The sequence below is a fragment of the Massilia rhizosphaerae genome (genome assembly GCF_016093545.1).
Lineage (GTDB): Bacteria > Pseudomonadota > Gammaproteobacteria > Burkholderiales > Burkholderiaceae_D > Telluria > Telluria rhizosphaerae.
On the sequence record NZ_JADKYX010000002.1, the window covers coordinates 355991 to 372785 of the forward strand.

The 16795-nt window shown below is 64.8% G+C and carries 14 protein-coding genes; 7 read left to right on the forward strand and 7 right to left on the reverse strand.

Annotated features, from left to right (window positions below; translation table 11 throughout):
- On the reverse strand, positions 1 to 1470 hold the full coding sequence (locus tag ISF28_RS04690; RefSeq protein WP_198115984.1) for a DUF4214 domain-containing protein: 1470 nt from the start codon (positions 1468 to 1470) through the stop codon (positions 1 to 3).
- A 284-nt stretch (positions 1471 to 1754) separates the two neighbouring features.
- Between ISF28_RS04690 and ISF28_RS30995 the strand changes: the two genes are divergently transcribed.
- The 3 genes from ISF28_RS30995 (at position 1755) to ISF28_RS04705 (ending at position 6522) form a co-directional block, all read left to right on the forward strand.
- Positions 1755 to 3482, forward strand: a complete 1728-nt coding sequence (locus tag ISF28_RS30995; RefSeq protein ID WP_307727420.1) for a methyl-accepting chemotaxis protein — start codon at positions 1755 to 1757, stop codon at positions 3480 to 3482.
- 170 nt (positions 3483 to 3652) lie between these two features.
- The gene (locus ISF28_RS04700; protein WP_198116176.1) at positions 3653 to 5698 is read left to right on the forward strand and encodes a S9 family peptidase; all 2046 of its coding nucleotides are present in this window, start codon (positions 3653 to 3655) and stop codon (positions 5696 to 5698) included.
- A 107-nt stretch (positions 5699 to 5805) separates the two neighbouring features.
- Complete coding sequence (locus tag ISF28_RS04705; protein ID WP_198115985.1) at positions 5806 to 6522, forward strand: flagellar brake protein; 717 nt, start codon at positions 5806 to 5808, stop codon at positions 6520 to 6522.
- Between the two features lie 103 nt (positions 6523 to 6625).
- Here the strand turns inward: ISF28_RS04705 and ISF28_RS04710 are convergent, their stop codons facing one another.
- The 6 genes from ISF28_RS04710 to recA all read right to left on the reverse strand — a co-directional run bounded on the left by ISF28_RS04710 (position 6626) and on the right by recA (position 11921).
- Positions 6626 to 7084 (reverse strand): pilin, encoded by a 459-nt coding sequence (locus tag ISF28_RS04710; protein ID WP_198115986.1) that lies wholly within the window; start codon positions 7082 to 7084, stop codon positions 6626 to 6628.
- Positions 7085 to 7400: 316 nt separating this feature from the next.
- Positions 7401 to 8282 (reverse strand): succinate--CoA ligase subunit alpha, encoded by an 882-nt coding sequence (sucD, locus tag ISF28_RS04715; RefSeq protein WP_198115987.1) that lies wholly within the window; start codon positions 8280 to 8282, stop codon positions 7401 to 7403.
- 17 nt (positions 8283 to 8299) lie between these two features.
- A complete protein-coding gene (gene sucC / locus ISF28_RS04720; RefSeq protein ID WP_198115988.1) occupies positions 8300 to 9469 on the reverse strand; it encodes an ADP-forming succinate--CoA ligase subunit beta in 1170 nt (389 codons plus the stop codon).
- An 85-nt stretch (positions 9470 to 9554) separates the two neighbouring features.
- Complete coding sequence (locus ISF28_RS04725; RefSeq protein WP_198115989.1) at positions 9555 to 10112, reverse strand: DUF2889 domain-containing protein; 558 nt, start codon at positions 10110 to 10112, stop codon at positions 9555 to 9557.
- A gap of 264 nt (positions 10113 to 10376) precedes the next feature.
- A complete protein-coding gene (gene recX, locus ISF28_RS04730; RefSeq protein WP_198115990.1) occupies positions 10377 to 10832 on the reverse strand; it encodes a recombination regulator RecX in 456 nt (151 codons plus the stop codon).
- Positions 10833 to 10841: 9 nt separating this feature from the next.
- The gene (gene recA / locus ISF28_RS04735; RefSeq protein ID WP_198115991.1) at positions 10842 to 11921 is read right to left on the reverse strand and encodes a recombinase RecA; all 1080 of its coding nucleotides are present in this window, start codon (positions 11919 to 11921) and stop codon (positions 10842 to 10844) included.
- 206 nt (positions 11922 to 12127) lie between these two features.
- Between recA and ISF28_RS04740 the strand changes: the two genes are divergently transcribed.
- From ISF28_RS04740 to ISF28_RS04755, 4 genes are read left to right on the forward strand one after another with little or no spacing between them, the layout of a single operon-like run.
- A complete protein-coding gene (locus ISF28_RS04740; protein ID WP_198115992.1) occupies positions 12128 to 12850 on the forward strand; it encodes a response regulator in 723 nt (240 codons plus the stop codon).
- A complete protein-coding gene (locus tag ISF28_RS04745; RefSeq protein WP_370663389.1) occupies positions 12847 to 14412 on the forward strand; it encodes a sensor histidine kinase in 1566 nt (521 codons plus the stop codon). The genes ISF28_RS04740 and ISF28_RS04745 overlap by 4 nt, the downstream gene beginning before the upstream one ends.
- On the forward strand, positions 14384 to 14689 hold the full coding sequence (locus ISF28_RS04750; RefSeq protein WP_198115993.1) for a DUF4212 domain-containing protein: 306 nt from the start codon (positions 14384 to 14386) through the stop codon (positions 14687 to 14689). Before ISF28_RS04745 ends, ISF28_RS04750 begins: the two co-directional genes overlap by 29 nt.
- Positions 14686 to 16779, forward strand: a complete 2094-nt coding sequence (locus ISF28_RS04755) for a sodium:solute symporter family protein (RefSeq protein WP_198115994.1) — start codon at positions 14686 to 14688, stop codon at positions 16777 to 16779. Before ISF28_RS04750 ends, ISF28_RS04755 begins: the two co-directional genes overlap by 4 nt.
- Positions 16780 to 16795: the final 16 nt, after the last annotated feature.

Here is a 16795-nt window from a genome sequence, read left to right on the forward strand (position 1 = left end):
TTAGCCGTGCACGTAGGGGGTGAACTCGAACCCGTTGCCGATCACGCCGATGAGGCCGGCCTTGTTCTCGGCGCTGTCGCTGATGGAGGCGACTACGTCGGCGGTGCCGGCCGCTTTGCTGTCGAGCACGCCGGCCCAGAAATCCAGGCCGCCCGCATCCGGCGCGCGGTGCAGGATGTTTTCATAGTATCGGGTGACCAGTTCGCGGTTCGACGCAACGCCATCGTACGCTTTGTGGTATTCGGCCGAATCGAGGAACCCCTGGGCCACGTTGGCCAGGGTCTGGCCGTGGTCCATCGCATCGATCCAGAAGCCCAGTCCGCCTGAATCCGGTTCACGGTTGAGTGCGGCCTGGTAGAGGCGGTAGACCTGGCCGCCGTTGCCGTCGATGTCCAGCGCGACGGTGGCGTCGCTGAACGCGACGCGTTCCACGCCCGTCAGTTGCACGACCGTGCCCGCCTTGTCCGTGACGGTGTACGCGCTGCCGGTCGTGCCGATGCGCTGGATCGTCGCGTCGGCGTGCGTCATCGACACGTGGACCGTGTCGGTGCCGGCGCCGCCGTCGACGGCATGCGCGTCGCCGAGCAGCGTGATCTGGTCGTTGCCGTCCCCGGCCATGACGCCCAGTTGTCCGCCGCCGCCCTTGAGCGTGATGCGGTCGTTGCCGGCGCCGGACTGCACCATGACGGCATCGTACAGGTGGGCAGGCAGGTCGACGGTGATGTCGTCGTCGCCGCCGAACAAACCGGGGGCGCTCAACAACGCTTCATCCAGCCCCTGGTGCGCGTCCACGTCGGCGGACAGGCCCACGAATTCCATCTGGCTGCCGTCGAAGTACAGCGCCCGGTATGCGGTCAGGATGCCGTCGACCGCATCCGCGCTGGCGGTATCGATGTGGAAGTTGCCGTCGACGTTGCTCATGAGGAGGAACGCGTCGGCGCTCACCCGCACGTTCGAAAACGTGCCGCTCACGTCGCCGGCCGGGGTCAACGTCATGTTGCCATCGAGCGCAATCGCGACGTTGCCGAATACCGGGTCATAGCCGGGACTGCCGGCGAGCAGCTTGGTCGCGACGCTCAAGCCAGTCAACCGATGGCCTTGCGCGGAAGCCGTCGCGGAGAGGGTGTCGCCCGTGAGCGTGTAATCGAAATTGAACGTGCCGGTGCCGGACAAGAGAATCGCACCGTACTGGTCGAACGTGTAACCGGTGGCGGTGGCGTGGCCGCTGGTGGCGAGCGGATCGTCGCGCACGACGTTCGTGTAGATTTCCACCGCGCCGCTCGTGTAGTGGACGTACAGCGCCGCACCGTTCAGCGCCCAACTGACGGGCTGACCGGGATCGGGCAGATTGCCGGGCGAGGCAGTCTTCAGCAGCCCGCCCAGCGAGGTGTTGAATGCGGCGTTCTGTTGTTCCAGCGTGTGTTGCTGGTCGACGACGGCTTGGGACAATTTGATCGTGGCATTGGCCATTGGCTCATCCTTGTTGGCGGTGGCGGCCTTCGATTGTAATGAGATTAACCGCCCAAAAAGTCACGAAAAATATCTTCTTATTAATCAAGTGTTTATCGACTTGATAAGGAACATCGCGTTTCTTCGCCGGAGTGTTGGGAAAACGCCCCACCGCGCATCGGCATATGGATCAGTGCTTCAGATTATTGCCGTACATCAATTAGCATTGACCTTACGGACCCAGCCGCGCATCCGCATTCGCACGCGGCTTTTCCGGCTCTCTCCCTCGTTCAGGAGGACTTATTATGTTTAAAGAAATGAAGGTCGGCACCCGACTTGCCCTGAGTTTTCTCGCCGTCGTCGCGGTTGGCGCCATCGTCGCCGGCATCGGCGTCTACAACATGGCGCAGATGAACGAGCGCGCGAAGCTCATGTATGAGCGCGAATTGCTTGGCATTTCCTACATCAAGGACGCGAGTCTGGACCAAGCGTTCGTCGTCCGCGCCCTGCGCGGCGCCCTGCTGGCATCGACCGACGAACGCCGCGCCGAAAGCCTCGCCAATATGGACAAGTACCAGCAGATGATGCAGGACAGCCTCGGCAAGGCCCGTCCGCTGTTCCACACAGATGATGGCAAGCGCAATTTCGCGGCCGTCGAAGCGCAGTTGCGCGAATTCGACGACATGCTCCCGGAACTGATCAAGCGCATGAAGGCGGAGCCGCTGGACCAGAAGCGCGGCGCCGTCGACTACATGTTCGACAACCTCGCCCCCAGGTCGCGAAGCGTGGACGTCAAGATGAGGGAATTGTCCCTCGACAAAGAAAAACTTGCGCAGGCAAACAATCTGTACAACAAGGGCGAATATGAAAGCAGCCGCGCCACGATGCTCGTCCTCGTCGCGCTCAGCGCCCTGACGGGCGTCATCTTCGGCATCCTGATCACGCGCAGCCTGACGCGCCAGTTGGGCGGCGAACCGGCGTATGCCGCGGAGGTGGCCGGCCGCATCGCCGGCGGCGACCTGCGCACGGACGTGCAATTGCGCGCCGGCGACGACACGAGCCTGTTGTTCGCGATGAAGTCCATGCGCGACCACCTGGCCCGCATCGTCAGCGAAGTGCGCCACGGCACGGATGCCATCGCCTCGGCATCCGGCGAAATCGCAAGCGGCAACCTGGACCTGTCGTCCCGCACGGAAGAACAGGCCAGCTCGCTCGAAGAAACCGCGTCGTCGATGGAAGAGCTGACGTCGACCGTGAAGCAGAACGCCGACAACGCGCGCCAGGCCAACGTGCTGGCGCAGACGGCGTCGAGCGTGGCCGGCCAGGGCGGCGACGTCGTGGCCCAGGTCGTGCAGACGATGGGCTCGATCAACGACTCGTCGAAGAAGATCGTGGACATCATCACCGTCATCGACGGCATCGCGTTCCAGACGAACATCCTTGCGCTGAACGCCGCGGTCGAGGCCGCCCGCGCGGGCGAGCAGGGCCGCGGCTTCGCCGTCGTCGCCGGCGAAGTGCGGACCCTGGCCCAGCGCTCGGCCGCCGCCGCCAAGGAAATCAAGACCCTGATCGGCGACTCCGTCGACAAGGTCGCGGTCGGCACGAAGCTCGTCGACCAGGCCGGCAGCACGATGACGGAGGTCGTCGCCAGCATCCAGCGGGTGACCGACATCATGGCCGAGATCAGCGCCGCCAGCCTGGAACAGACGGGCGGCATCGAGCAGATCAACCAGGCGATCAGCCAGATGGACAATGTGACGCAGCAGAACGCCAGCCTCGTCGAGGAAGCGGCGGCCGCGTCGGAAGCGCTGCAGAGCCAGGCCGTCAAGCTTTCGGAACTGGTCAGCGTGTTCCAGATCGACGGCGGCGCGCCGGCCGCCGCGCCCAAGCGTCCCGTGCGCGCCGAACCCGTCATGACGGCGCTGGCGCCGCCGTCCGCCAAACCCGTCCTCCGCGTCGTCAAGCCCGCGCCCGCCCGCGCGCCCGTGAAGGCGGCCGCCACGGCGGGTGCGGACGACTGGGAAGAGTTCTGACCCTGCCCGAAACACAGCGTTCGCGCGTGACACCGCCCCCGCTCAGCCGGGGGCATTTTTCTTTCAGACCTGTCTTTCCGCGTGTTAAATTGCTGCCTTTCACCGGCCACGCCGATCAGGCAGGCCGCGTATTCACAAGCCACAAGCGAGAGGACAGGATGAAATACCACATGCTGGCGCTGGCCGCCGCCCTGACGAGCACGGCGCTCGGCGCGACCGCGGCACCGCGCGGATTCACGGTCGAAGACCTGGTGACGATGGAGCGGGTCGGCAGCCCGGCGGTATCGCCGGACGGCAACCGCGTCGTGTACACGGTGCGCACGACCGATCTGGACAAGAACCACGGCCATACCGACCTTTACCTGGCCGACCTGCGCGCCCCCAACGCCGCGCCGCTGCGCCTGACGGCGGACGCGGCCAGCAGCACGGATCCGGAATGGTCACCGAACGGCGACGCGGTCTATTTCATCTCGTCGCGCTCGGGTTCCGGCCAGGTGTGGCGCGTGCCGGCGGCCGGCGGCGCGGCCGTCCGCGTGACTGACCTGCCGCTCGACGTCGACGCCTTCCGCGTCGCACCGACGGGCGACCGCATCGCCTTGAGCATGGCGGTGTTCCGCGACTGCGCCGACCTCGCCTGCACGAAGGCGCGCCTGGACGCGAAAGAGAAGGACAAGGCCAGCGGCAAGATCTATGACCGCCTGTTCGTGCGCCACTGGGACACGTGGTCCGATGGCCGCAACGCCGTGCTGTACTCGGTGCCGCTGGATGCGTCCGGCCGCGTGAACGGCACGCCCGTCAGCCTGTCGGGCTCGCTCGACGGCGACGTGCCGTCGAAGCCGTTCGGCGACCGCGAGGAATTCCGCTTCAGCCCGGACGGCAAGACCGTCGTGTTCTCGATCCGCATTGCCGGCAAGACGGAGGCGTGGTCGACCAACTTCGACCTGTACACGGTCCCGGCCGCGGGCGGCACCCCGCGCAACCTGACGGCCGCCAACCGCGCCTGGGATGCGAAAGGCGTGTTCTCGCCGGATGGCCGCACCCTCGCCTACCTCGCCATGACCCGCCCCGGCTTCGAGGCGGACCGTTACCACATCGTGCTGCTCGACCTCGCCACCGGCAAGAAGCGCAACGTGGCCGAGAACTGGGACCGGTCGCCGGGCAGCCTCCAGTGGACGGCCGACGGCAAGACGCTCGTCGCGGACGCCGACGACGTCGGCCAGCACCGCCTGTTCGCCATCGACGTCGCCAGCGGCAAAGTCGCGCCGTTGACCGGCCAGGGCGCGATCGGCGGTTTCGACGTGCGCGGCACGACCGTCGCCTACACCCAGGCGAACCTGGCGTCCGGCGCGCAATTGTTCAGCACGCAAGTGGGTGCGAACAAGCCGGTGCAGCTGACCCATGTGAACCAACAAAAACTGGCCGACGTGCGCTGGGGCGACTATGAACAGTTTTCGTTCAAGGGCGCCAATGGCGACACCGTCCATGGCTATGTGATGAAGCCGTGGAATGTTGAGCCGGGCAAGAAATACCCGATCGCCTTCCTCGTGCACGGCGGCCCGCAAGGCAGCTTCGGCAACGCCTGGAGCTACCGCTGGAATCCACAGGTGTACGCGGGCGCCGGCTACGCGGCCGTGTTCATCGACTTCCACGGCTCGACCGGCTACGGCCAGAAGTTCACGGACGCCATCAGCGGCGACTGGGGCGGCAAGCCGCTCGAGGACCTGAAAAAAGGCCTGGCCGCGGCCGAAGCGAAATATGCCTGGCTGGACGGCTCGCGCGCGTGCGCGCTGGGCGCCTCGTACGGCGGCTACATGATGAACTGGATCGAGGGCAACTGGTCCGACGGCTTCAAATGCATCGTCAACCACGACGGCGTGTTCGACACCCGCGGCATGGCGTATTCCACCGAAGAGCAATGGTTCACCGACTGGGAAAACGGCGGCCCGTACTTCACCGTGCCGGAAAACCACGAACGCTTCAACCCGGTACGGTACGTGAGCAAGTGGAAGACGCCGATGCTCGTCGTGCACAGCGACCACGACTTCCGCATCCCGATAGCCCAGGGGCTGTCCGCATTCACGGCGCTGCAACGCCGCGGCATCGAGAGCAAGCTGCTCGTGTTCCCGGACGAGAACCACTGGGTGCTAAAACCGGCCAACTCGCTGCTGTGGCACCACACGGTCCTCGGCTGGCTGGATCAGCACCTGAAACAGTAAATCCGCACGGCTGCGCCGTATGGCTCTCGAAAACGCCTGCTGACCGCGGGCGTTTTTTTCATTTTCCGGCTGCCTAAAAACTTGCCATGGTGCTACTATTAAATGCCATGAACGACTCGCAAGCGGATCGCGAACCCAAGTCCCAGGAATTCGAATTCGAATCGATGAACCTGCAGGTCGGCGTACGCCTGCAATTCATCACGCACCGGCGTCTGAAGCCCGTGCAGCATTTCTCGACGCTGATCGGCTGGCTCAAGGACGAATACCTGATCGTCAAGATCCCGATGGATAACGGCGTGCCGATCCCGCTGGTCGAAGGCGAGCGCCTGACGATGCGCGTGTTCTCGGGCATCCACGTGTGTTCGTTCGCGTGCACGGTCGAGCGCGTTTTCGGCCGGCCAGTGCTGTACGCCCACATCTCGTTCCCGCGCACGATCCAGGGCACGAGCCTGCGCACGGCGATGCGCGTCAAGGTGGACATTCCAGCCAGGATCATCCCGGCGCGCAGCGCGGCACCGGGGGCCGACTGCCTGTTGACGAACCTCAGCGTGAATGGCGCGCGCATCGAATCGAAGAAGAGCCTGCCGCAGGACGAAGACGAAATCGACCTGGAATTCACGCTGACGACCCAGCCCAACAACCAGGCGATCCGCGTCCGCACGCGCGCGGCCGTGCGCAACATCAGCGCGTTGTCAGGCGGGACCGAGCAGGCGGAGGGGTTTGCGTATGGGGTGCAGTTCGTGGATCTGGATCCGGTGCATTTCACGCTGCTTCAGAACCTGACGTATGAGGCGTTGCTGGCGGATCGGCAGAAGATTGTTTGACCGCGACGGTATGCTTTGGCTCGACGAAATAAAAAAAACCGCCCAGCGAACTGGGCGGCTTGTGGTCCGATGTAGCGAGTACACCGGACCGGTTCAGGCTGTATTAAGCGCCGGCTGCCGCTTCCTTGCAGACACCACTACCGTAGAACTTGGCGGCAACCGTGGTAGTGCAGGACCAGGTGCCGTCGGCGGCACGGCCCAGCGTGATGGTCTTGCCCGAGACATCCGTCGGGCCGCCGGAGATCGTGCAGACCAGCGAGGTCACGCCTTTATCTGCTGCCGTGGCGGTATTAGCGCAATTATTGGTCGTGGCGGCCAGGTTCGAGCTGGCGAACACCTTAGTGATATCGGCTTCGGTCGGGGTGTCGGTCACCAGAACGTCGACGCCGGCCTTACCAGCCGACACTTCCGACAGCGCAGCCGCGAACTTCGCCTTGGTGACGTAGTTCTGGTAAGCCGGGATGGCCACTGCGGCCAGGATACCGATAATCGCGACAACGATCATCAGTTCGATCAGGGTGAAGCCGGCTTGGGCTTTCTTGACGATTTTCGGTGCTTTCATGATGTCTCTCCAGGTTGGGGCACTGCAAAATTAAAGAAGAATTTCGTATCCGGTACTGCTTGCTTCTGCCCTGTTCTATATGCAACCGGCGTGCCAGGTCGTTTCCGTACGGAATCGTTAGCACGATGCCATCAAATTGTGGTTTTTCGTGTATTTTTGTCCTTGTCGTATGACAATTTTTGTCACCGAACTCGGCAAAAATTGTCATACATACGTATTTCGTCAACGTGCGACAAAATTTGTCAGCTCGTCGTGCCGGCGGGACAAAAAAAAAGGGACGCCGAAGCGTCCCGTTTCGTTGCGCGAATCCGGAGGATTACAGCATCGCCTTCAGCAGACGAGCCATTTCCGACGGGTTCTTGGTAACCGTGATACCGCAGGCTTCCATGATTTCCAGCTTGGCTTGTGCCGTGTCGGCACCGCCCGAGATCAGCGCGCCGGCGTGGCCCATGCGCTTGCCCGGCGGCGCGGTGACGCCGGCGATGAAGCCGACGACCGGCTTCTTCATGTTGTCCTTGATCCAGTAAGCGGCGTTCGCCTCGTCCGGGCCGCCGATCTCGCCGATCATGATGACGGCGTCCGTGTCCGGATCGTCGTTGAACATCTTCATGATGTCGATGTGCTTCAGACCGTTGATCGGGTCGCCGCCGATGCCGACTGCCGACGACTGACCCAGGCCCAGCGCGGTCAGCTGGCCGACGGCTTCATACGTCAGCGTGCCCGAACGGGACACGACGCCGATGCGGCCTTTCTTGTGGATGTGACCCGGCATGATGCCGATCTTGATCTCGTCCGGCGTGATCAGGCCCGGGCAGTTCGGGCCCAGCAGCAGGGTCTTGGAACCGGCCTTGGCCATGCGGTCCTTGACTTCCATCATGTCGCGGACGGGGATGCCTTCGGTGATGCAGATTGCCAGGTCCAGCTCGGCTTCCACGGCTTCCCAGATGGCGGCGGCGGCGCCTGCCGGCGGGACGTAGATGACCGACACGGTCGCGCCGGTTTCCTGCTTGGCTTCCTTGACGCTCGCGAAGATGGGGATGCCCTCGAAGTCCTCGCCGGCTTTCTTCGGGTTCACGCCTGCCACGAAGGCTTCACGGCCGTTCGCGTAGTCGCGGCACATGCGGGTGTGGAATTGGCCGGTCTTGCCGGTGATACCTTGGGTGATGACTTTGGTGTCTTTGTTAATCAGAATCGACATTTTATTTCCTTCGCGAATTAAGCTTGGCCAGCTGCAGCAGCAACGACCTGCTTCGCTGCGTCTTCCATGGTGTCGGCCGAGATGATCGGCAGGCCGGAGTCGGCCAGCATCTTCTTGCCCAGGTCTTCGTTGGTGCCCTTCATGCGCACGACCAGCGGCACTTGCAGCGACACGGCCTTGGAGGCGGTGATCACGCCTTCGGCGATCACGTCGCAACGCATGATGCCGCCGAAGATGTTGACCAGGATGGCTTTCAGACCTGGGTTCTTCAGCATGATCTTGAAGGCTTCGGTGACCTTCTCGGCGGTTGCGCCGCCGCCGACGTCCAGGAAGTTGGCCGGCTCGCCGCCGAACAGCTTGATGGTGTCCATGGTGGCCATCGCCAGGCCGGCGCCGTTCACGAGGCAGCCGATGTTGCCGTCCAGCGAGATGTAGGCCAGGTCGAATTTCGAGGCTTCGACTTCAGCCGGATCTTCTTCGTCCAGGTCGCGGTAGGCGACGATTTCCGGGTGACGGAACAGGGCGTTCGAGTCGAAGTTGAATTTGGCGTCCAGGGCGATGACGTTGCCGTCGCCGGTCAGGATCAGGGGGTTGATTTCGGCCAGCGATGCGTCGGTGTCCCAGTAGGCTTTGTACAGGCCCTTCAGGTTGTTGCGGGCGGCTTCGATCGAGCCTTCCGGGACGCCGATCTTGCGGGCGATGTCGTCGGCGTCGGCATCAAGCAGGCCCACTGCCGGGTCGATGGCGACCGTGTGGATTTTTTCCGGGTTGCTGTGCGCGACTTCTTCGATGTCCATGCCGCCTTCCGACGAGGCCATCAGCACGACGCGCTGGGTGACGCGGTCGGTGACCATCGACACGTACAGTTCTTTCTTGATGTCGGCGCCTTCTTCGATCAGCAGGCGGCGGACTTTCTGGCCTTCCGGACCGGTCTGGTGGGTCACCAGTTGCATGCCGAGGATCTGGTTCGCGTATTCGCGCACTTGTTCCAGCGACTTGGCGACTTTCACGCCGCCGCCTTTGCCGCGGCCGCCAGCATGGATCTGGGCCTTGACCACCCAGACCGGACCGCCCAGCTCTTCAGCTGCCTTGACAGCCTCGTCGACCGACAAGCACGGAATGCCGCGCGGAACGGTCACTCCGAATTTTCGGAGGATCTCTTTGCCCTGATACTCATGGATTTTCATGCTGGCTTCCCTTCTTCTGTTACTGATTTAGAAATGCGGTTGAATAAATAAAAGCGACAAAATCCGGAGTCTACTCCGGACAACACTACCCCGGCACCGCCTTGAGCGACCAGCGCGGATAGTACGTCTCGACGGCGGGGCCATCGAGGCGCAGCGCATGGCAGCGGTCCAGTTCGTAAGGCCGCTCGGTCGAGGCATCGACCGAACGGTTGGCCATCGCGTCATCGGCGAAGGCCTGGATTGCCGCGGTGGGCAGGACTTGCGCGAGTTCGGTCAGGTGGGTGCAGCCGAGTACCCCGGACAGGCGGTCCTTCAGATGCAATCGGAAATGTTTCAGCAGCGACAAGCCGACCAGCTTTTTATAAGCGGGCGCGATGGTGTCGCAGAAACCGGGATAGGGTACGGCATCGGACGCCGCCTCGGCGTCGACGATGGTCATGTCGCGGTCGATGGTCACGCGCAGCTTGAGTTCGTGCACCGGCAAGCCGGCCGGACGGGAGCCGGAAGGCAGGGCAATGTCATGCGTCTTGGTGTCGCGGATACAGGCGTCGAGGTCCCACAGACCATCGTCGCGCGCGAACACGTCGACAGTGATGGCGCGCGTGTGCCGAAGCTTACGCGGAGCGGGTGGAGACAGGGGCATAAACACCAATGCCGGAATGCGGCGAAAAAATTTGCAGCCGTTGTGCCTGATGCACGTTGCCGCAGCTTCTACGGCAACAACCGCTCTTGCGGCGCTGCTTAAACCATGAAAGTTTAGCACAGGGTGCCGGCCTGTGCACCGTATCCCCGGTTACAGCAGGTTTTTTGCAGGGAAGATAAGGGAAGATGTTGTGAAGTTGTGATGCCGAAAGCGCAAGCTTGCCGTCATAAACAAAACGACAGTGGGGCATTCATGACGATGAGATCAGAGGTCGTCGTCGTCGCTACCCCGCAGCGCGGCACGCACCGCACTTTGGGAAAAACCGCGTTGCAGCAGGAAGCGCATCTGCTTGCTGCGTTCTTCGGCATCCTGGGGCACCCTGCCGAACTTGCGGCGCCACACTTCACGCGCCCGTGCCGTTTCGGATTCCTTCAGTTCGGACTTGAGCTCGTCGAACGCCTCGCCGTTGACGCCGTGCTGCTGGAGTTCGGCGAGCACCCGCGCGTTGCCGTAGCGTCCGGCTCGCCGGTGGACCAGCGATTCGGCAAAACGCTCCTGCGACAGCCAGTTGTTCTTTTCGAGGAAATCGAGGAGGGCTTCGACGTCGTCGCCCTCCTCCGCATATCGAGACAATTTGCGCGCCAGTTCGAGCCGGCTATGCTCGCGCGTCGACAGATACTTCAACGCGCGAGCCTTGAGGCTCAGCTGCTGGCGCACCATCGGGGACGATTACTCGTCGTCGCCGACGGCTGCCAGCTGGGGCGCATCGCCACCGGCCGGGGCCGGCGGGAGTTCGCGCACGCCGAGGGCGGCACGGACCTTGTTCTCGATCTCGCGTGCCAGTGCCGGACGCTCTTTCAAGAAAATGCGGGCATTGTCCTTGCCCTGGCCGATGCGTTCGCCGCCATAGCTGTACCACGAACCCGACTTCTCGACGATCTTGTTGTCCACGCCCAGGTCGATGATCTCGCCTTCGCGCGACGTGCCTTCGCCGTACAGGATGTCGAAGTGCGCTTCCTTGAACGGGGGCGCGATCTTGTTCTTGACGACCTTGACCTTGGTTTCGTTACCGATCACTTCGTCGCCGGTCTTGATCGAGCCGGTACGGCGGATGTCCAGGCGCACGGAGGCGTAGAACTTCAGCGCGTTACCGCCGGTCGTCGTTTCCGGGCTGCCGAACATGACGCCGATCTTCATGCGGATCTGGTTGATGAAGATCACCAGCGTGTTCGTACGGTTGATCGATGCGGTCAGCTTGCGCAGCGCCTGCGACATCAGGCGGGCCTGCAGGCCCGGCAGCGAGTCGCCCATATCGCCTTCGATCTCGGCGCGCGGCGTCAGTGCCGCCACCGAGTCGATGACCACCATGTCGACGCTGCCCGAACGCACGAGGGCGTCCGTGATTTCCAGCGCCTGTTCGCCCGTGTCCGGCTGCGAGATCAGCAGCTCGTCCAGCTTGATGCCGAGCTTTTGCGCGTAGGTCACGTCGAGCGCGTGTTCGGCGTCGATGAACGCGCAGGTGCCGCCCAGCTTCTGCATCTGAGCGATGGTCTGCAGGGTCAGCGTCGTCTTGCCCGACGATTCCGGGCCGTAGATCTCGACGATACGGCCGCGCGGGAGGCCGCCGACGCCGAGTGCGATGTCCAGGCCGAGCGAGCCGGTCGACACGGTTTGCACTTCCTCGACGGGCGCATTGGCGTCCATGCGCATCACCGAGCCTTTGCCGAATTGCTTTTCGATCTGTGCGAGGGCTGCTGCCAGCGCCTTGCTCTTCTCGGCTGCGTTAACTACAGATTTCTTGTCGTCCATAACTTTCTTTCTGTCCTAGAGTGAACCAAGGTGTGGGCCGCTGGCGCGATTTCAATGGGAAGTACTGTATAAAAATCCAGTGGTTTTTGCAAGCGCTATTTACAGTCGCGTGACAATGTCTTGACCGATTCGACTTGTTACGCAATATCCAACACAATATACGAAACAACAATGTCCAAGCCAGAACCGAAACGAGGGGAGTCGAGATGCGTATTTTACTTGCCGAAGATGACAGCGTGCTCGCTGACGGATTGACGCGTTCGTTGCGCCAGTCCGGATACGCGATCGATTGCGTGAAAAACGGCCAGGACGCCGACACCGCGCTGTCGACCCAGGAATTCGACCTGCTGATCCTCGACCTCGGCCTGCCCAAGCTGTCCGGCCTGGACGTGCTGCGCCGCCTGCGCGCGCGCGGCTCGCTGCTGCCCGTGCTGATCCTCACGGCGGCCGACTCCATCGAGCAGCGCGTGGGCGGCCTCGACGCCGGCGCCGACGACTACATGCCGAAACCGTTCGCCCTGTCGGAACTGGAAGCGCGCGTGCGCGCCCTCACCCGCCGCGGCCAGGGCGGCGGCTCGACCGTCATCCGCCACGGTCCGCTCGTGTACGACCAGGTGGGCCGCAGCGCCTACATCAACGACCAGATGCTCGACCTCTCGGCGCGCGAGCTGGGCCTGCTGGAAATCCTGCTGGCGCGCACCGGACGCCTCGTGTCCAAGGAACAGCTGGTCGACCACCTGTGCGAATGGGGAGAAGAAGTGTCGAACAACGCCATCGAGGTCTACGTGCACCGCCTGCGCAAGAAGATCGAGACGGGCGGCATCCGCATCGCCACCGTGCGCGGCCTCGGTTATTGCCTGGAACGTTATTCCGACACGACCCGCGACGGCGCCGGCAAGAGCGCCGACGCGGCCAGCGGCCACAAGTGAAACGCTTCAAGCGGCGCGCCGCCGGCCCGGATCCGCACGCCGTCGCGGAACCGCTCGACGCGTTGTACGTCCCGCCCAAGCCCGAGCTCGAGGAAAGCATCCAGCACTCGCTGTTCGGCGAGATCCTCGACTGGATGCTGGCCCCGCTGCTGCTGCTGTGGCCGATGAGCATCGCAATCACCTACCTGGTCGCGAAGTCGATCGCGAACCAGCCGTTCGACCACGCGCTGGAAAACAGCGTCACCGTGCTCGCGCAGCAGGTCAAGGAAGTGGACGGCAAGGTCGTCGCGCGCCTGCCCGGCACGGCCCGCGACATCCTGCGCGCGGACGACGTCGACAGCGTGTATTTCCAGGTCAGCGGCCCGAACGGCGAGCTCGTCGACGGCGACCGCGACCTGCCGCAGCCGAACCCGGACGACGCCGAGCGCAGCGGCCGCGTGCACTTCCGCACCGAGACCCTGCACGGCGCGCCGGTGCGCATCGCCTATGCCTGGGTCAACCTGCAGCCGCTGCTGGACGCGTCCCAGGAACCGCGCCTGGCCCTCGTGCAGGTGGCGGAAACGCTGGAAAAACGGGCGCAACTGGCCAACGAGATCATCAAGGGCGTGATCCTGCCCCAGTTCATCATCCTGCCCGTGATCCTGGCCCTCGTCTGGTTCGCCCTGTCGCGCGGGCTGTCGCCGCTGGCGCAGCTGCAGGAGCGCATCCGCGCGCGCCCGCCGGACGACCTGTCGCCGATCGATTCGCGCCAGGTGCCGGAAGAAATCTCGCCGCTCGTGGGCTCGCTGAACGACATGCTGGCGCGCCTCGCGCACACGATCGCGGCGCAGAAGCGCTTCATCGCCGACGCCGCGCACCAGATGAAGACGCCGCTCGCGGGCATGCGCATGCAGTCGGAACTGGCGCTGCGCCAGGTCGACCCGAACGAGATCCACCGCTCGCTCGAGCAGCTGGCCAAGAGTTCGGAGTCCGCCACGCGCCTCGTGAACCAGCTGCTGGCGCTGGCGCGCGCGGAAAACCAGCCGCACGCGGGCCTGGCCCTGGCCCCGCTCGACCTGGCGGCGCTGGCCCGCGACGTCGTGCAGGACTGGGTGCAGGCCTCGTTCGCGCACGAGATCGACCTCGGCTACGAAGTCATCGGCGACCCGCCGGAAATCGCCGGCAGCGCCATGATGCTGCGCGAGCTGCTCTCTAACCTCATCGACAACGCGTTGCGCTATACGCCGCCCGGCGGCAGCGTCACCGTGCGCGTGCGCGGCACAAACATCGGCCACGGCAGCCAGGCCTTGCTGGAAGTGGAGGACACCGGTCCCGGCATCGCGCCGTCCGAACGGCACCGCGTGTTCGAGCCCTTCTACCGCATCCTCGGCTCCAGCGCGCCCGGCTCCGGCCTGGGTCTGGCCATCGTGCGCGAGATCGCGCAGCAGCACGGCGCCGAGATCGAGATCTTCAGCAACCCGCGCAGCACGCACAAGAAATTCCCGGGCAGCCTGTTCCGGCTGACCTTCCCGCCCACCGTCACGCCCGTCCCCGATGCCGACCGAGACCGCCCCTTCCTCTGACCCCGACCGCGCCCGGGTCGTCGCCGCGCGCGCCGCGCACTGGACGCGCGCGCGCCGCCTGATCGCGCTGCTGCTGGCGCTGTGGCTCGCCACGAGCTTTTGCACCGTGTTCTTCGCGCGCGACCTCGCCCACCTGTCCGTGTTCGGCTGGCCGCTGTCGTTCTACCTCGCGGCCCAGGGCGCGTCGCTGACCTATCTCGCCATCATCGGGGCCTACGCCTGGCGCATGCGCATCCTCGACCGCGACTTTGCGCGCATGCTGGAGGAGCGTCCATGACCGGCACCGCGCCGTCGGCGGCCGCCGCGACGAAGGCGAAGACGCGCAGCTATTTCCGCCGCCTGGCCCGTTACTACCTGTGGTTCACGGTCTGCTTCGGCCTGTTCCTCGGGGCGCTGGCGATCCTGGAAAACGAGGGGATGCCGCGCCAGTGGATCGGCCACCTGTACATGTTCGCCACGATCGTCCTGTACGCGATCATCGGCGTCGTCAGCCGCACGTCGAACGTGTCGGAATACTATGTGGCGGGGCGCCGCATCCCGGCCCTGTTCAACGGCATGGCGACGGCGGCCGACTGGATCTCGGCGGCCAGCTTCATCAGCCTCGCCGGCACGCTGTACCTGCACGGCTTCGACGCCCTCGCCTACGTGATGGGCTGGACGGGCGGCTACTGCCTCGTCGCGCTGCTGATCGCGCCCTACCTGCGCCGCTTCGCGCAATACACGATCCCCGACTTCCTCGCGGCGCGCTACGGCGACGGCAGCACGGGAACCGGCCGGCGCGGCAAGGTGGTGCGCGCGCTCGCGGTCGGCGCCACCATCGTCGTCTCGTTCACCTACGTCGTGGCGCAGATCTACGCCGTGGGCCTGATCGCGTCGCGCTTCACGGGCGTCGATTTCTCGGTCGGCATCTTCCTCGGCCTCGCCAGCATCCTCGTGTGCTCCTTCCTGGGCGGCATGCGCGCCATCACGTGGACGCAGGTGGCGCAGTACATCATCATCCTCGTCGCCTTCCTGATCCCGACGGTCTGGCTGTCCGTGAAATTCGCGGGCAATCCGGTGCCGCAGGTGGCGTACGGCTCCGTGCTGCCCAAATTGGCGAAGCGCGAAGCCCAGCTGGCGGCCGACCCGCGCGAGGCCGAGGTGCGCGCCGCGTTCCGCGCCCGTGCCGACGGCTACGGCGCGCGCCTGGCCGGCCTGCCCAAATCCTGGGAAGCGGGCAAGATCGACGCGCAGCGCCGGCTCGACAAGGCGCGCGGCCGCAACGCGCCGCTCGCCGAAGTGCGGGCGGCCGAGCGCGACCTGATGGACTATCCGCGCACGGCGGACGAGGCGGCGCGCGCGTGGAGCGAGCTGCGCGCCGCCAACCTCGCGCGCGCCCAGCCGCCCGAGCCCCATGCGGAACCGTTCCCCGGCAAGACGCGGCAGGAATCCGACATCCGCCGCAACAACTTCCTGGCCCTCGTGTTCTGCCTGATGTTCGGCACCGCCGCGCTGCCGCACATCCTGATGCGCGCGTACACGACGCCGTCCGTGCACGAGACGCGCGTGTCCGTGTTCTGGACGCTGTTCTTCATCCTGCTGATCTACCTGACCTTGCCCGCGCTGGCGGTGCTCGCCAAGTACGACATCTACACGGCCCTCGTCGGCACCGGCTACGACGCGCTGCCGACCTGGGTCTCGTACTGGGCCAACGTCGACAAGGCGAACCCGTTGATCAGCATCGTCGACGTCAACCACGACGGCATCGTGCAGCTGGCCGAGATCGCGATCGACGGCGACGTGCTGACGCTCGCCACGCCGGAGATCGCCGGCCTGCCGTACGTGATTTCCGGCCTCGTCGCGGCCGGCGGCCTGGCGGCGGCGCTGTCCACGGCGGACGGGCTGCTGCTGGCGATCTCGAACGCGCTGTCGCACGACATCTACTTCAAGATCGTCGACCCGGGCGCGTCCACGCAGAAGCGCGTGACGATCTCCAAGCTGCTGCTGCTCGCCGTCGCCTTCATCGCGGCCTACGTCGCGTCGCAGAAGCCGGCGGACATCCTGTCGCTCGTCGGCGCCGCGTTCTCGCTCGCGGGGTCGACCATGTTCCCGGCGCTGGTGGCGGGCGTGTTCTGGAAGCGCGCCAATTTCACGGGCGCGATCGCGGGCATGGCGACGGGGTTCATCGTCTGCATCTACTACATGCTGCACACGAATCCGATGCTGGGCGGGAGCCTGGACGCCGTCTGGTTCCACATCGCGCCCATCTCCGCCGGCGTGTTCGGCGTGCCGGCGGGGGCGCTGGCGCTCGTCGCGGTCAGCCTGGCGACAAAGCCGCCGCCGCGCGAGAGCGGCGGGCTCGTGGCGCACATCCGGGCGCCGGAATGACGCCCCGGATGTCGAA

Coding starts and splice junctions, on each gene's coding strand:
- ISF28_RS04690 (WP_198115984.1), bottom strand. CDS start 1,470: ATGGCCAATGCCACGATCAAATTGTCCCAAGCCGTCGTCGACCAGCAA.
- ISF28_RS30995 (WP_307727420.1), top strand. CDS start 1,755: ATGTTTAAAGAAATGAAGGTCGGCACCCGACTTGCCCTGAGTTTTCTC.
- ISF28_RS04700 (WP_198116176.1), top strand. CDS start 3,653: ATGCTGGCGCTGGCCGCCGCCCTGACGAGCACGGCGCTCGGCGCGACC.
- ISF28_RS04705 (WP_198115985.1), top strand. CDS start 5,806: ATGAACGACTCGCAAGCGGATCGCGAACCCAAGTCCCAGGAATTCGAA.
- ISF28_RS04710 (WP_198115986.1), bottom strand. CDS start 7,084: ATGAAAGCACCGAAAATCGTCAAGAAAGCCCAAGCCGGCTTCACCCTG.
- sucD (WP_198115987.1), bottom strand. CDS start 8,282: ATGTCGATTCTGATTAACAAAGACACCAAAGTCATCACCCAAGGTATC.
- sucC (WP_198115988.1), bottom strand. CDS start 9,469: ATGAAAATCCATGAGTATCAGGGCAAAGAGATCCTCCGAAAATTCGGA.
- ISF28_RS04725 (WP_198115989.1), bottom strand. CDS start 10,112: ATGCCCCTGTCTCCACCCGCTCCGCGTAAGCTTCGGCACACGCGCGCC.
- recX (WP_198115990.1), bottom strand. CDS start 10,832: ATGGTGCGCCAGCAGCTGAGCCTCAAGGCTCGCGCGTTGAAGTATCTG.
- recA (WP_198115991.1), bottom strand. CDS start 11,921: ATGGACGACAAGAAATCTGTAGTTAACGCAGCCGAGAAGAGCAAGGCG.
- ISF28_RS04740 (WP_198115992.1), top strand. CDS start 12,128: ATGCGTATTTTACTTGCCGAAGATGACAGCGTGCTCGCTGACGGATTG.
- ISF28_RS04750 (WP_198115993.1), top strand. CDS start 14,384: ATGCCGACCGAGACCGCCCCTTCCTCTGACCCCGACCGCGCCCGGGTC.
- ISF28_RS04755 (WP_198115994.1), top strand. CDS start 14,686: ATGACCGGCACCGCGCCGTCGGCGGCCGCCGCGACGAAGGCGAAGACG.